This window comes from Streptococcus halichoeri (assembly GCF_009870755.1).
In the GTDB taxonomy this organism is placed as follows: Bacteria; Bacillota; Bacilli; order Lactobacillales; family Streptococcaceae; genus Streptococcus; species Streptococcus halichoeri.
The window spans coordinates 1-12,677 of record NZ_WLZU01000013.1 but is presented as its reverse complement, the minus strand read 5'-3'; the positions used below and the strand labels follow the sequence as shown (position 1 = coordinate 12,677).

Sequence of the window (12,677 nt, the reverse complement as noted above, 5' to 3'; positions counted from 1 at the left end):
CGCCAATGAAAAAACGTCTCTTACTGGTTGATGGTTACAATATGATTGCCTTTTGGCAGGAAACCCGCCTTTTATTTAAAACCAACGAACTGGATCAGGCCAGAACAGTCTTGCTGAACAAGCTAAACAACTATGCGCATTTCGAAAACATAGAAATTATCTGTGTCTTTGATGCCCAATTTGTGCCCGGGGTGCGGCAGCGCTATGACCAGTACATGATTTCTGTGGTCTTTACAGAAGAAGACGAAACAGCTGATAGCTATATCGAGCGTACCGCAGCTGAACTAAATACCGCTCTAACATTGGTTGAGGTGGCAACTAGTGATCTCAATGAACAGTGGACTATTTTCTCACAGGGCGCTCTGCGCGTGTCAGCGCGTGAATTGGAACGGCGTGTTAATACTGTCAAGTCAGACTTAGATACCATGTCTGCTTCTATAGATGCGAAAAAGCCCAAGCTCGGTCCCTGGGATGACGGACAATTATCCAAATTACAGGATTTGTTAACGAAACTGTGATGGTAAAGCAGGCTAGCTATCAGAGCGCTAGCCCTAGCTTTTTTCCATTAATCATTTGACAAATAACACAAGATAGTTTATATTATTATTCGGGCACCTCTTTAAGAGGTCAAAGGCTCCCTAGTAATAGGGAGCTATTTTTATTTTAGAGGTTGAAATCATCCATTTGTTGAGATAAGTTCTTATCATGGGAGTCTCCCCTTTCTCAAAAGGCAAATGACGATTTTTTAATTTAGGAAAATTACCGGTTGATAGCTGGTAAGTAGAGGAGATTTGATGACAAAATATATTTTTGTAACTGGTGGTGTTGTTTCATCCATCGGTAAAGGAATTGTGGCTGCTAGCCTTGGTCGTTTATTGAAAAATCGTGGATTAAAAGTAACTATCCAAAAATTCGATCCCTATATTAATATTGATCCTGGGACAATGAGTCCTTACCAGCATGGGGAAGTCTATGTGACAGATGATGGCGCTGAGACTGATCTTGATTTAGGTCACTATGAACGTTTTATTGATATTAACCTAAACAAATATTCCAATGTTACAACTGGGAAAATCTATAGCGAGGTCTTACGCAAAGAGCGTAAAGGTGAATACCTAGGTGCCACAGTCCAAGTCATCCCTCATATTACGGATGCTTTAAAAGAAAAAATTAAGCGAGCAGCCACAACCACTGATTCAGACGTGATTATTACCGAAGTTGGGGGAACAGTAGGTGATATTGAGTCCTTGCCATTCCTAGAGGCTTTGCGCCAAATGAAGGCTGATGTCGGTTCTGACAATGTCATGTACATTCATACAACCTTACTCCCTTATTTAAAAGCAGCAGGAGAAATGAAAACCAAGCCAACGCAACATTCGGTTAAAGAATTACGTGGCCTTGGTATTCAACCCAATATGTTGGTCATCCGCACAGAGCAACCAGCCGGTCAAGGGATTAAAAATAAACTGGCTCAGTTTTGTGACGTTGCTCCAGAGGCTGTTATTGAATCATTGGATGTTGACCATATCTATCAAATCCCCCTTAACATGCAAGCCCAAAACATGGACCAAATCGTTTGTGATCATTTAAAGATTAACGCTCCAAAAGCAGATATGACAGAATGGTCAGCCATGGTTAACAAGGTCATGAACCTTGAGAAAAAAGTCAAGATTGCCTTAGTTGGTAAATATGTCGAATTGCCAGATGCTTACCTCTCGGTAGTGGAGGCGCTCAAGCATTCAGGTTATGTGAATGATGTCGCGATTGATCTGAACTGGGTCAATGCCGCTGAAGTCACGTCTGATAATATTGCCGAGCTGGTAGGTGACGCAGATGGGATTATTGTGCCCGGCGGCTTTGGCCAGCGCGGAACAGAAGGCAAGATTGAAGCTATCCGTTATGCACGCGAAAATGACGTGCCGATGCTTGGCATCTGCTTAGGCATGCAATTAACCTGTGTCGAATTTGCGCGCAATGTCCTCCATCTCAAAGGGGCCAACTCAGCCGAGCTTGAGCCTAACACGCCCTATCCGATTATTGATATTATGCGGGATCAGATTGATATTGAAGATATGGGCGGCACGCTGCGCCTTGGTCTTTACCCCTGTAAATTAAAGGCCGGATCAAAAGCCGCTGCAGCCTATCACCACCAAGAGGTCGTGCAACGGCGTCACCGCCACCGTTACGAATTTAACACCAAATACCGTGAGCAATTTGAAGCTGCCGGCTTTGTTTTTTCAGGTGTTTCACCAGATAACCGCTTGATGGAAGTCGTTGAGCTCTCTGATAAAAAATTCTTTGTGGCGGCTCAATATCACCCTGAATTACAATCACGTCCTAATCGCGCAGAAGAGCTCTACACCGCCTTTGTCACAGCGGCAGTTGAAAATCAAGCCTAAACACCTTGCACCTTGCTTGGCTTGCTGCTTTCTCATCACTAGTGCTATAATGAAGGAGAAAGGTTAGGCTATGATTGCATTATTACTCCCCTTACTCGAACGAGTAGGTTTAATCATCTTACTGGCTAATCTCTTAATGATTAGCCCTTTTTATAAGAAAATGATGTATGATCGCACCTCCCCAAAGGTGCGCTGGGTTCTCATCATTACCTTTAGTCTCTTTGCCATTATCAGTAATTTCACCGGTGTTCTCGTACCAGCTCCCTTTGAAATCAGCAATGGTGGTGTCGTTAACCTGGCGTCACACACCTCAATTGCCAATACCCGAGCCCTGACGATTGGTATGTCTGGTCTGATTGGTGGCCCCTTTGTTGGTTTTTTTGTCGGCTTGATTTCTGGGACAATCAGATGGCTCCAAGGAGGGACAGCACCCTACACCTACTTTATTTCTTCCCTATTAATCGGGCTACTCTCAGGCTTAGCAGGGAGAATCAGCTTACGAAAAAAAAGCTATCCGCCCGTCTGGCAAGGGAGCCTGTGTGGGGCCTTGATGGAAATTGTCCAAATGCTGTGTATCTTTGTTTTTCTTCCAGACAAAAGGCAGGCCCTGGCCTTGATTCAGACTATTGCCTTTCCTATGGTGTTTGTCAATGCATTAGGAACAGGGATTTTCTTATCGATTATCCTTGGTACTTTAAAGCAAGAAGAAAGCACTAAAGCTATCCAAACACATGATGTTTTGGAATTGGCTAATAAAACCCTGCCCTATTTTCGCCAAGGCTTAACGCCAGATTCGGCTCATCAAGTAGCCAAAGAGATACAACGTTTTATGCGGGTTTCAGCGGTCAGTGTGACCAACCGCAAGTCCATTCTTGCGCATGTGGGGGCCGCAAGTGACCATCATATTCCGGCTAAAGAAATCATTACCGATCTTTCCAAGGAAGTGATTGAAACAGGGGCGATTCATGTTGCTCGTCACAAATCAGAAATTGGCTGTCATTACCCCAACTGTCCTTTGGCAGCCGCCATTGTCGTGCCCTTGTATGTCAAAGGCCAGGTGGCCGGCACCTTCAAGCTCTATTTTACCGATGCGCAGCAATTGACCTATGTCGAAGAGCAGCTCGCCAAAGGTCTGGGTGATATTTTTTCAACTCAGCTAGAACTAGGTCAATTGGCAGTGGAGCAGGGCTTGCTAAAAGACGCCGAAATCAAGTCCTTACAGGCACAAGTTAATCCCCACTTTCTCTTTAATGCCATCAATACTATCTCTGCTTTGATGCGTTTTGACAGTGAAAAAGCCCGCTATTTATTGTTGCAATTAGGCAATTATTTTCGCTCCAACCTGACTAGCACAAGACAAAACCTGATTACGGTAGAAGAAGAGCTAAACCATCTCAAGGCTTATTTGACTATTGAGCAGGCCCGTTTTCCCGACCGCTATCAGGTGGCTATTGAGGTGGAAAGCAAGGAGCTAAACAGCGCCTTAATCCCACCTTTTATCATTCAGATATTGGTGGAAAATGCCTTAAAGCATGCTTTTGCTGGGCGTAAGACTGATAACCATGTGCTAGTAAAACTAAGCAATGAATGCGACAGCATCAAGATAATGGTCAAAGACAATGGTCAAGGCATAGCAGAAGAGTTGCTTGCAAAAATTGGCCATCAAGTGGTCCCTTCTGCTCGGGGAACCGGCTCTGCTTTAGAAAATCTTAATCGGCGTTTGGAGAATTTATTTGGCGAGCAGGCTCATTTTGTGGTGTATTCTAATCAGCAAGGCACAGAATGCCAAATTACCCTACCACTCAATTATCAGAAAGAGGAAAGCTAATGAAAGTTGCAATTATTGATGATGAGCCGCTAGCTCGGATGGAATTGGCCTACCTGATTCAACAAACCCAAATAGCTGATGCCATTTTTGAAGGCGAATCCATCGAAGAAGCCTTACAACTGATTTTGACGCAATCACCTGATCTGCTCTTTTTGGATATTCACTTGACAGATGAGAGTGGTTTGGATCTTGCTAAGACGATCAACAAGGTGTCTCAGCCGCCGCTGATTATTTTTGCAACAGCTTATGATGACCACGCCCTTGAGGCTTTTGAGCTCAATGCGCTGGATTATTTACTAAAACCCTTTGAGCAAGACCGCGTTAAAAAAGCCATGACCAAGGCCCAAGCAGCGCTAGCAGGTAAACAAGTTGCTAAGCAAACGCCTACAAGAGTATTAGCAAATGAGCGGCTGACAGTAGAGACGGACGAACGCATTTATTTGCTGCCTTTTGCTGAGATACTTTATTGTGAAGTCCAAGGGAAAGTCACTACAGTTCATACTAATCAAGCTTCCTATGAAACACAAATGAGTTTGTCGGCCTTAGAGCGCCATCTTGATGTGCCTTGTTTTTTAAAGGTGCATCGCTCTTATATCATCAATCAAGATCATATTAAAGAAATCCAGCCTTGGTTTAATCAGACTTATCAGGTAACCATGTCAGACGGTGGTAAGGTCCCCGTTAGTCGCTCCTACTTAAAAAGCTTTAAGCAGCAGTTGGGGCTGTAAAAAAGCATTTCATGCCAGAAAAAAAGCATTTTGTACTCAAAAGTAAGCGTTTTACTCCAAAAAGAGCTTTTCCAGCTCTTTTTTTACTATACTAAAACCATCAAGAAAACGTTTAAAAAGGAGTTGGCAACAATGAAAAAAACCTATTCCATCATGTATCAAAGTGTTGTTATTGGCGGTATTGTTCTCTTATCAAAATGGATTGAATCCTTGCTTCCTTTTATTATGCCAGCCTCAGTTATTGGTTTGGTCTTGCTCTTTGTAGCCCTTTGTACCAACGTTTTAAAATTAGAACAGGTCGAAAGGGTTGGTGATTTATTAGTAGATAATATTGGCTTGTTTTTCGTACCAGCAGGTGTCTCAGTCATTAATTCGCTAGGCCTGCTCCACGCTCATTTTGTACTGAACTTACTCTTGATTTTCCTCTCCACCTTGCTCCTTTTGGTTGCTACAGGTTGGATGACCCAACTATTGCTGCGCTTTAATCCTAAAGCAGTTGGAAAAACCGCACTCAGCTATGTGTCTAAGCACCAGCATTATGGAAAATCAAAAAAAGCAGCTCATCAACATGTTTATGCTAAATAGTAAGGAGAAAGATAATGTCAGCCTTTATGGAATTATTAAAAACCACACCGATGTTTGGTGTCCTCCTGTCAATTGGAACCTTTTATCTCGGTCAAATTTTATTTAAGAAAACAAATGGCTTCTTCTTATTTGCACCCTTATTTGTGGCGATGGTGCTTGGTATTTTGACTCTAAAGGCCACTGGCCTAAGCTTTGCTACTTACAACAAAGGCGGGCAAATTATTAGCTTCTTTTTAGAACCTGCTACGATCTGCTTTGCAATTCCCCTTTACCGTAAACGCGAGGTTTTAAAAAAATACTGGGTGCATATCTTAGGCGGTATTGCACTAGGTAGTATTGTAGCCGTCTATGGTATTTATCTGATTGCTAGTCTCCTTCAGTTAGGCAAGGTTATCACTGCTTCGATGCTGCCTCAAGCTGCCACTACAGCAATAGCTATGCCGACTTCTAAGGCCTTGGGTGGCTCACCAGAATTAACTTCTTTAGCATGTATTTTAAATGGTGTCATCATCTATGCGCTAGCCAAACCTTTTATTCGCTGGTTTAAGATTGACGACCCGATTGCCCGTGGCCTAGCCTTAGGAACTGCCGGACATGCCCTTGGCGTTTCAGCAGCAAAAGATTTTGGCCAAGTGGAAGAATCCATGGGGTCAATTGCCTTAGTTATTGTTGGGGTTATTGTTACCGTAGTGGTGCCGATTATGAGTAGTGCACTCTTATAAAAAAACAAAGGAGAGGTAAAGCCTTTCCTTTTTGCGAAAAATAAGGTAAACTAGTTAGTATGAAAATAGTTCGATTATCAAAGTACTTAGGCCTTCTTTTACTCGCCTTAACCCTTGTCAGTGTGGGCGCTAGCTTTTATTTTTTTCACGTCGCCCAAGTAAGAGCAGAAAAAAGCTTTATTGACAATGGCAAACGCAAGCCCTCTGATCCCTTGTATGCCTCAGAACAAGCTTTTGATCGCTTAACCGTTCAAAAGAAAACGATGACGCGCGCCAACATCAAACAGGTGGCTTGGTACCTGCCTGCCGCAAAACCATCAGATAAGACGGCAATAGTGGTTCATGGCTTCGCCAATAGCAAAGCCAATATGAAGCCTTATGCCATGTTGTTTCACAACCTAGGCTATAATGTTCTGATGCCGGATAATCAAGCCCATGGGGAAAGCCAAGGGCAGATTATTGGTTATGGCTGGCAAGATCGCCTCAACCTGATCAAATGGACCCAGATCCTTCTTGCGGAAAATCCAAAGACTGATATGACCTGGTTTGGTTTATCAATGGGCGCAGCAACCGTCATGATGGCCAGTGGTGAAGAGGTGCCTCATCAGGTTTCTAGCATCATTGAAGATTGTGGCTATAGCAGTGTTTGGGCAGAGTTGAAATACCAAGCAAAAGCCATGTATAACCTCCCTGCTTTTCCTATTCTCTATCAAGTTTCAGCTCTATCTAAGTTAAAAGCCGGTTTTTCTTACCAAGAAGCCAGCGCCATCAAGCAGCTGCAAAAAAATAAACGCCCTGTTCTGTTTATTCATGGTGACCAGGATAAGTTTGTACCAACCGCGATGGTCTATGACAATTACCATGCCACCAAAGGCCCTAAAGCTCTGTATCTGGTTAAGGGTGCCAAGCATGCTCAATCCTATAAGACCAATCCTTCTGCCTATGAAGAACAGATTGCAAGATTTTTACAGAAATATCACCAATAACTCTTGACAAGTCCCCCTGCTACTTGCTATAATATTTTATGTTGCTACTGAGTAGCGGGGATGGCGGAATTGGCAGACGCGCAGGACTAAGGATCCTGTGATCGCTTTAGATCGTGTGGGTTCAAGTCCCACTCTCCGCATCAGTGATGAGCCTAAGGGCTCATTTTTTTTGCTCTCAAAGCTACCGACTAAAGCAGTTGGAAAACGCTTTATCATAGCCAAGGGCTAGAATTTTTTCCTTAATTGTGCTAGAATGAACAATGTAAACGGGAATAACCCGAAAAATAAGAGGAGGCCTAATAAATGGCAATCGTTTCAGCAGAAAAATTTGTTCAAGCAGCTCGTGAAAACGGCTACGCTGTGGGTGGATTTAACACAAATAACTTAGAATGGACGCAAGCTATCTTACGTGCGGCAGAAGCTAAAAAAGCTCCAATTCTTATCCAAACATCAATGGGTGCTGCGAAATACATGGGTGGTTACAAAGTCTGTAAAGTGTTGATTGAATCATTAGTGGAATCAATGGGCATTACAGTTCCTGTAGCTATTCACCTTGACCATGGACACTACGATGACGCTTTAGAATGTATCGAAGTTGGTTACACTTCAGTTATGTTTGATGGTTCTCATCTTCCACTTGAAGAAAACCTTGAAAAAGCACGCCAAGTTGTTGAAAAAGCACATGCTAAAGGTATTTCTGTCGAAGCTGAAGTGGGTACCATCGGTGGCGAAGAAGACGGAATCATCGGTGCTGGTGAACTTGCACCAATCGAAGACGCTAAAGCAATGGTAGCAGCAGGTGTTGACTTCTTGGCTGCTGGTATTGGTAACATCCACGGTCCATACCCAGCAAACTGGGAAGGTCTTAACCTTGAACACTTAGAAAAACTAACTGCTGCTGTGCCAGGCTTCCCAATCGTTTTACACGGTGGATCAGGAATTCCTGATGATCAAATCCAAGCAGCTATCAAACTTGGTGTGGCTAAAGTTAACGTTAACACAGAATGCCAAATCGCGTTCTCTAACGCAACACGCGAATTTGCTCGTAACTATGACGCAAACGAAGCAGAGTACGATGGTAAGAAATTATTTGACCCACGTAAATTCTTGGCACCAGGTGTTAAAGCTATCCAAGAAGCTGTTGAAGAACGTATCAATGTCTTTGGTTCAGCAAACAAAGCTTAAGCAAACTGCTCAATAATTAAAAAGTAAGGTTTAACGTTTTGTTAAGCCTTTTTATGGTGCCTAAACATAGGCAGCCGCTTTATCTTATCCCTCTTTTTTGTAGCAGACAATTAGCTTTGTAGCAAAAAAGACGCAGAACCTCCCACTGCGGCCTGTTTGTTTCTTCTGTGCTTTTATACGACACTTGCTTTGCACCTAATCCCAGGCAATAATCACAATAGTAGGAGCTGGGCTGGTCAGCTTGGCCGCCTGCCCAGGCTTGCTCCTCAAACACCAAAAAATGACCACAGCAAACCGCTCAGTCATTGTTAAAAAATCGTTGCTATCAGTCACAAACTTCTGCCAGAAACTAACTTACTTCAGCATTCTTAAGCTCAGTCATTGTTAGATTCGCCCAATGAGACCGAGCCGCTTGCTACGTCAGTCAGCTAGCCTAAGGCATGGATTGTGATTGGATAAAAAGTTCAAATTGGTTCAGAGGTAGATAATGCTTGTTGCAAACTAGTAATTGTTCTTGCTGGTAGATATTTTCTTGAATGAGGATAAACTGCTCATCCTCAGATAAAATGTACTTGGTTGCCGAAAAATTCCCTGCGCGGGTGTAATCAAAGAGGCTCTGGGAAAAATCAGCGACCTCCCTTTGATAAATCTGCTGCTCCAGAAAATCTAGCAGTTGATCAGGCTTGTTGAGAGAAATATGGTATTTTGAGATGACTTCGATTGGAATAAAGGAAAGGGTATAAGCACGTGGCCCATCCTCAGTGTGATACCAACGGTCAGAAATAACGACAACAGGTGTTTCTTGCTTGAGTGAAGCAAGGATAGCATCGGCAGGGACTTCAATGCGAAATTCCAATTCGACCTCTTTAATCTCTGCTGTTAGACAAGCTTTGATCGGGTGTTGTCTATTTTCATAGCCGATTTTAGACAAATTGTCAGGAATTTCTCGAATAAAATTTCCCTTTCCACGTTTGTTAATCACTAGATGGTCCTCTTGTAGTAGGGCTAAGGATTTACGAAGAGTAGCCCGACTAACGTTTAATTGCTCAGCTAATTCTGGCTCAGAAGGTAACTGCATTCCGGGAGAATAGGTGCCATCTTGGATCATCTTAAAAATCTTATTGTAGACCTGGACATGTTTTAGTTTTTTTAGTTTATGATTTAAGGCATTATTAGGCATGGGGCTCTCCTGTCTATTAGTTAGTTTAATGGAATGGTTTCAAAAAAGCAAGCAAAAAAATTAACCGCTTTCTTTTTTATAAAAGCGTTTACAAATTCCAACATGTATGTTATTATACAAGTGCATCAATAAAGTAGACAAGACAAAAAGGAGGTCTTTAACATGCAAAACTATTCAGGTGAAGTCGGATTACAATACCATCTCCAAATCCGTCCAGGAGATGTTGGACGTTATGTAATTATGCCAGGCGACCCTAAACGCTGTGCTAAAATTGCGGAGCATTTTGATAATGCCGTTCTTGTAGCTGATAGTCGAGAATATGTCACCTACACAGGTACCCTAGATGGGGAAAAAGTCAGTGTCACTTCAACAGGTATTGGTGGTCCATCAGCCTCCATTGCCATGGAAGAGTTAAAACTTTGTGGAGCGGATACTTTTGTACGTGTTGGCACATGTGGAGGGATTGATCTGGATGTTAAAGGAGGCGACATTGTGATTGCTACTGGTGCCATCCGTATGGAAGGAACCAGTAAGGAGTACGCCCCAATCGAATTTCCAGCGGTAGCTGATTTAGAAGTGACCAATGCTCTTGTGGGAGCTGCTAAAAAACTTGGTTACACAAGTCATACCGGTGTGGTCCAATGTAAAGATGCTTTTTATGGTCAACATGAACCAGAACGCATGCCGGTTAGCTATGAACTGTTAAATAAATGGGAAGCTTGGAAGCGTTTAGGCACCAAGGCCTCCGAAATGGAATCAGCTGCGCTTTTTGTTGCAGCAAGCCATCTTGGCGTACGCTGTGGTTCTGATTTTCTAGTGGTTGGGAACCAAGAACGCAATAGCTTAGGTATGGATAACCCAATGGCACATGACACCGAAGCAGCTATCCAGGTGGCTGTTGAGGCCTTGCGGACACTTATTGCTAACGATAAAGCTCAATAAGGCCAACCTGGGAGGGAATCATGCAGTTTATTTACAGTGTCCTTGGTATTTTACTTGTCCTAGGGATTGTTTATGGTATTTCGTTTAACCGTAAGGGTGTTTCGCTTACATTAATTGGTAAGGCACTTCTGGTTCAATTTATTATTGCACTCATTTTGGTGCGGATACCTTTGGGAGAAAAAATCGTTAGCCTTGTTTCAGATGGTGTCACCAAAGTCATCAACTGTGGACAAGCAGGTTTGAGTTTTGTTTTTGGTTCATTGGCTGATAGTACGGCTAAGACAGGCTTTATCTTTGCTATCCAGACCTTGGGAAATATTGTTTTCTTATCAGCCTTGGTTAGCTTACTCTATTATTTAGGAATTTTAGGCTTTGTGGTGAAGTGGATTGGTAAAGCCGTTGGCAAAATCATGAAATCTTCAGAAGTTGAAAGCTTTGTCGCTGTTGCCAATATGTTTCTTGGTCAGACCGATAGTCCGATTTTAGTGAGTAAATATCTGGGCCGCATGACCGATAGTGAAATCATGGTCGTCTTGGTGTCAGGTATGGGGAGTATGTCTGTATCCATCCTTGGTGGCTATATTGCTTTAGGGATTCCAATGGAGTATCTCTTGATAGCTTCGACCATGGTGCCAATCGGTAGTATCTTGATTGCTAAGATCTTATTTCCCCAAACAGAGCCTGTGCAAAAAATTGATGACATTAAAATGGATAATAAAGGCAATAATGCCAATGTTATTGATGCTATTGCAGAAGGCGCTAGCACCGGCGCGCAAATGGCCTTCTCAATTGGGGCAAGCTTGATTGCTTTTGTCGGTCTCGTTTCCTTGATTAATCTGATTTTGAGTGGCTTTGGTATTCGCCTGGAGCAAATTTTCTCCTATCTCTTTGCACCATTTGGCTTTTTAATGGGCTTTGATAGCAAGAGTATTTTATTAGAAGGTAACCTCCTTGGAAATAAACTCATTTTAAATGAATTTGTTTCTTTTCAACATTTAGGTCAAGTCATTAAGACATTGGACCATAGAACAGCTCTCGTTGCGACCATTTCACTTTGCGGCTTTGCCAATCTTTCTAGTTTAGGTATTTGTGTCTCAGGGATTGCCGTGCTTTGCCCAGAAAAGCGGGGAACACTGGCTCGGCTCGTTTTCCGGGCAATGATTGGCGGGATTGCAGTTAGCATGCTCAGTGCCTTTATTGTTGGAATTGTGACCCTATTTTAAGGATTGTGAACATAAAAAGGAGATGTTACAAGTGGACATTCAGGATATTTTAAAAACGGTAGACCACACGTTATTAGCAACAACAGCAACATGGGAAGACATTCAAGCGATTTTGGATGATGCTATTGCCTATCAAACGGCTTCGGCTTGTATCCCGCCTTCTTATGTGAAGAAAGCTGCGGCTTATGTTGCAGGAAAAACAGCTATTTGTACCGTTATTGGTTTTCCAAATGGCTATAGCACGACAGCTGCTAAAGTATTTGAATGCCAAGATGCGATTGCAAATGGTGCCGATGAAATTGACATGGTGATTAATTTAACCGATGTCAAAAATGGTAATTTTGACAGCATTGAAGAAGAGATTCGTCATATTAAGGCTGCCTGCCAAGATCATATCTTAAAAGTCATTGTAGAGATATGCCAATTAACCGAGGAAGAATTGATTAAACTCTGTGGAGTCGTAACACGTGCGGGAGCTGATTTTATTAAGACTTCTACCGGTTTTTCGACAGGTGGGGCGACCTTTGATGCTGTAGAAATCATGGCAAAGCACATTGGTAAAGATGTGCGCATTAAAGCGGCAGGGGGGATTTCTTCACTAGCAGATGCTGAACAATTTATTAAGCTGGGTGCAGCACGCCTAGGCACCAGCCGCATCATTAAATTGGTCAAAAATCAAAAGGTGCAAGAAGGTACTTACTAGAAAAATAAAGAGAAAAATAGGATTAATAAGTTTAAAATCTCCGATTTTTCATTTGTGGAGGATAAATGATGTCAAAATTTGAACGTATTCATTTGGTAGTTCTTGATTCTGTAGGAATTGGGGCAGCGCCCGATGCTAATCATTTCCAAAATGCCGGTGTGCCTGATGGTGCGGCAGATACCTTAGGGCACATTGC

Annotated in this window: 12 protein-coding genes, 1 tRNA gene and 1 pseudogene; 13 read left to right on the top strand and 1 reads right to left on the bottom strand. The window is 42.7% G+C overall.

The window, feature by feature from the left end; all coding sequences use genetic code 11:
- Window positions 1-5: 5 nt before the first annotated feature.
- From GWD08_RS04495 to GWD08_RS04455, 9 genes are all read left to right on the top strand, one after another.
- Window positions 6-518: an NYN domain-containing protein gene (locus tag GWD08_RS04495; RefSeq protein WP_159564446.1), complete on the top strand. Its 513-nt coding sequence runs from the start codon at window positions 6-8 to the stop codon at window positions 516-518.
- Window positions 519-794: 276 nt separating this feature from the next.
- On the top strand, window positions 795-2,399 hold the full coding sequence (locus GWD08_RS04490; protein ID WP_159543049.1) for a CTP synthase: 1,605 nt from the start codon (window positions 795-797) through the stop codon (window positions 2,397-2,399).
- Window positions 2,400-2,469: 70 nt separating this feature from the next.
- A complete protein-coding gene (locus tag GWD08_RS04485) occupies window positions 2,470-4,227 on the top strand; it encodes a sensor histidine kinase (RefSeq protein WP_159564444.1) in 1,758 nt (585 codons plus the stop codon).
- Window positions 4,227-4,955, top strand: coding sequence for a LytR/AlgR family response regulator transcription factor (locus GWD08_RS04480; protein WP_159543043.1), 729 nt, complete (start codon window positions 4,227-4,229; stop codon window positions 4,953-4,955). The genes GWD08_RS04485 and GWD08_RS04480 overlap by 1 nt, the downstream gene beginning before the upstream one ends.
- A gap of 132 nt (window positions 4,956-5,087) precedes the next feature.
- Window positions 5,088-5,540 (top strand): antiholin-like murein hydrolase modulator LrgA, encoded by a 453-nt coding sequence (gene lrgA / locus GWD08_RS04475; protein ID WP_159543040.1) that lies wholly within the window; start codon window positions 5,088-5,090, stop codon window positions 5,538-5,540.
- 14 nt (window positions 5,541-5,554) lie between these two features.
- Window positions 5,555-6,262, top strand: a complete 708-nt coding sequence (gene lrgB / locus GWD08_RS04470; RefSeq protein ID WP_159543037.1) for an antiholin-like protein LrgB — start codon at window positions 5,555-5,557, stop codon at window positions 6,260-6,262.
- Between the two features lie 59 nt (window positions 6,263-6,321).
- Window positions 6,322-7,248, top strand: coding sequence for an alpha/beta hydrolase (locus GWD08_RS04465; protein WP_159543034.1), 927 nt, complete (start codon window positions 6,322-6,324; stop codon window positions 7,246-7,248).
- Between the two features lie 54 nt (window positions 7,249-7,302).
- Window positions 7,303-7,388 (top strand) — tRNA-Leu (locus GWD08_RS04460).
- Window positions 7,389-7,551: 163 nt separating this feature from the next.
- Window positions 7,552-8,433, top strand: a complete 882-nt coding sequence (locus tag GWD08_RS04455) for a class II fructose-bisphosphate aldolase (RefSeq protein WP_159543031.1) — start codon at window positions 7,552-7,554, stop codon at window positions 8,431-8,433.
- 433 nt (window positions 8,434-8,866) lie between these two features.
- Here the strand turns inward: GWD08_RS04455 and GWD08_RS04450 are convergent, their stop codons facing one another.
- Window positions 8,867-9,613 (bottom strand): GntR family transcriptional regulator, encoded by a 747-nt coding sequence (locus GWD08_RS04450; RefSeq protein ID WP_159547738.1) that lies wholly within the window; start codon window positions 9,611-9,613, stop codon window positions 8,867-8,869.
- Window positions 9,614-9,775: 162 nt separating this feature from the next.
- Between GWD08_RS04450 and udp the strand changes: the two genes are divergently transcribed.
- From udp to GWD08_RS04430, 4 genes and pseudogenes are all read left to right on the top strand, one after another.
- A complete protein-coding gene (gene udp, locus GWD08_RS04445) occupies window positions 9,776-10,555 on the top strand; it encodes a uridine phosphorylase (protein ID WP_159543023.1) in 780 nt (259 codons plus the stop codon).
- Between the two features lie 20 nt (window positions 10,556-10,575).
- The gene (locus tag GWD08_RS04440) at window positions 10,576-11,778 is read left to right on the top strand and encodes a NupC/NupG family nucleoside CNT transporter (RefSeq protein WP_159543020.1); all 1,203 of its coding nucleotides are present in this window, start codon (window positions 10,576-10,578) and stop codon (window positions 11,776-11,778) included.
- Window positions 11,779-11,809: 31 nt separating this feature from the next.
- On the top strand, window positions 11,810-12,481 hold the full coding sequence (gene deoC / locus GWD08_RS04435; protein WP_159543017.1) for a deoxyribose-phosphate aldolase: 672 nt from the start codon (window positions 11,810-11,812) through the stop codon (window positions 12,479-12,481).
- A gap of 68 nt (window positions 12,482-12,549) precedes the next feature.
- A pseudogene (locus GWD08_RS04430) lies at window positions 12,550-12,677 on the top strand (phosphopentomutase); the annotation flags it as partial.

What these genes read in the sequence shown, in the direction of transcription:
- lrgB (WP_159543037.1), top strand. Translation starts at nt 5,555, where the DNA reads ATGTCAGCCTTTATGGAATTATTAAAAACCACACCGATGTTTGGTGTC.
- udp (WP_159543023.1), top strand. Translation starts at nt 9,776, where the DNA reads ATGCAAAACTATTCAGGTGAAGTCGGATTACAATACCATCTCCAAATC.
- GWD08_RS04480 (WP_159543043.1), top strand. Translation starts at nt 4,227, where the DNA reads ATGAAAGTTGCAATTATTGATGATGAGCCGCTAGCTCGGATGGAATTG.
- GWD08_RS04450 (WP_159547738.1), bottom strand. Translation starts at nt 9,613, where the DNA reads ATGCCTAATAATGCCTTAAATCATAAACTAAAAAAACTAAAACATGTC.
- GWD08_RS04440 (WP_159543020.1), top strand. Translation starts at nt 10,576, where the DNA reads ATGCAGTTTATTTACAGTGTCCTTGGTATTTTACTTGTCCTAGGGATT.
- GWD08_RS04455 (WP_159543031.1), top strand. Translation starts at nt 7,552, where the DNA reads ATGGCAATCGTTTCAGCAGAAAAATTTGTTCAAGCAGCTCGTGAAAAC.
- GWD08_RS04495 (WP_159564446.1), top strand. Translation starts at nt 6, where the DNA reads ATGAAAAAACGTCTCTTACTGGTTGATGGTTACAATATGATTGCCTTT.
- lrgA (WP_159543040.1), top strand. Translation starts at nt 5,088, where the DNA reads ATGAAAAAAACCTATTCCATCATGTATCAAAGTGTTGTTATTGGCGGT.
- GWD08_RS04465 (WP_159543034.1), top strand. Translation starts at nt 6,322, where the DNA reads ATGAAAATAGTTCGATTATCAAAGTACTTAGGCCTTCTTTTACTCGCC.
- GWD08_RS04490 (WP_159543049.1), top strand. Translation starts at nt 795, where the DNA reads ATGACAAAATATATTTTTGTAACTGGTGGTGTTGTTTCATCCATCGGT.
- GWD08_RS04485 (WP_159564444.1), top strand. Translation starts at nt 2,470, where the DNA reads ATGATTGCATTATTACTCCCCTTACTCGAACGAGTAGGTTTAATCATC.